Below are 1,219 nucleotides of genomic sequence, written 5' to 3' on the forward strand. Positions count from 1 at the left end.
GCAGGAACACGGTGGCGCGTGCCCCGCCGCCGGCGATGGCGGGGCGGGCACCGGTGCCGTAGGAGGCGATGACGATGGGGTTGTCGGCCGTGCCGGACCCCTGCGGCTTCAGGACTCCCTGGCAGGTGGTGCCACGGCGGAAGAGAATGGAGTCGCCCGGCTTGAAGACGATCGAGTTGACCTTCTCCAGGGTCCGCCACGCCGTACTCGAGGACAGGCCGGAGGCGGAGTCGTTTCCGGAACTGCAGTTGACGTAATACTTGGTGCCGGTGGTCGTCGCCGCCGCCTGCGCCGGGGCACCGGCCAATACGAACGTGCTCATGACGGCGACGAGTAAGAGAATGATGTGGGCAGCGGGGCCACGGCTCCTCCGCACGTTTTCCGACGTGTTATCCATGTGCTTTGCTCCAAGAACGTGTTGCTTCTGGTCCAGGAAGGGACGTGGGAAGCGAGTCTGAGCCGACCGGCTCGACGGCTGCTCGACGAGGGCTAAACGGCCCATTCCTGGTGCCGCCAGGCGGCGTCCGCGAAGGCCCATTCGAAACGTGCGCCGATGAGAAACTGCTCGACGAGTCGCTTCCTGTCGGTGGCCGAGCACTGAGCGCCCACCTCGTCGATCATGGCGAGGTAGGAGTTCACGTAGCCCTCGTAGTCCCCGCCGGGGGGATACTGCTCGACCCAGGAGGCGTAGCGGGATCCGGGTTCGCAGCGTTCCCGCAGATCGTTCGAGACGAAGAGATGAAACCAGCTCATCGGCAGCAGGCCGGCTATGCCGGCGGCGAACGAGATCGTGGGCGCGGCGAGCATGAAGGACGTGTAGGCGTGAATCATCGGGCGGGCCGCGGTACCGTCCGGACCGGCCAGGGGAAGCCCGGCGGCCAGTTCGGACAGTCCCGTGGCCAGCTTGGGCAGCGAGCCGAACGTGGCACTCGCCGCGGAGCAGAGCAGAGTGCCGTGCTCGTCCCGCTCGGCGATCGCCGCGCACTGGGCCAGCGCCCGCGCATAGGTGGGAACGACGTAGCGGGCGTCCTGCTCGGCGAAGTACCACAGTGATGACGGCGGCAGCGTCCCCGCTCGCAGGCCCGTCCAGAACGGATGGTCCTTGACCTTGGCCACCAGCGGTCGCGCGATCGCCGACAGTTCCGCCCGCGTGGACATCAGCGCGCCGCCGCCGTCACGCTGAGGCCGCCGGCGACCGGGGCGTGGACCTGGGCCTGCA

The 1,219-nt window shown here is 68.2% G+C and carries 1 protein-coding gene and 1 pseudogene; both read right to left on the bottom strand.

What is annotated here, in order from left to right; all coding sequences use genetic code 11:
- Positions 1 to 322 (bottom strand): annotated as a pseudogene (locus AB0J09_RS65195) (hypothetical protein); the annotation flags it as partial.
- A 167-nt stretch (positions 323 to 489) separates the two neighbouring features.
- Positions 490 to 1,219, bottom strand: a 730-nt coding sequence (locus tag AB0J09_RS65200) for a hypothetical protein (RefSeq protein WP_360714573.1), incomplete at its 5' end; no start/stop codon positions are given.

Origin of the sequence: Nonomuraea sp. NPDC049784, assembly GCF_040659615.1 — a bacterium.
Classification (GTDB): domain Bacteria; phylum Actinomycetota; class Actinomycetes; order Streptosporangiales; family Streptosporangiaceae; genus Nonomuraea.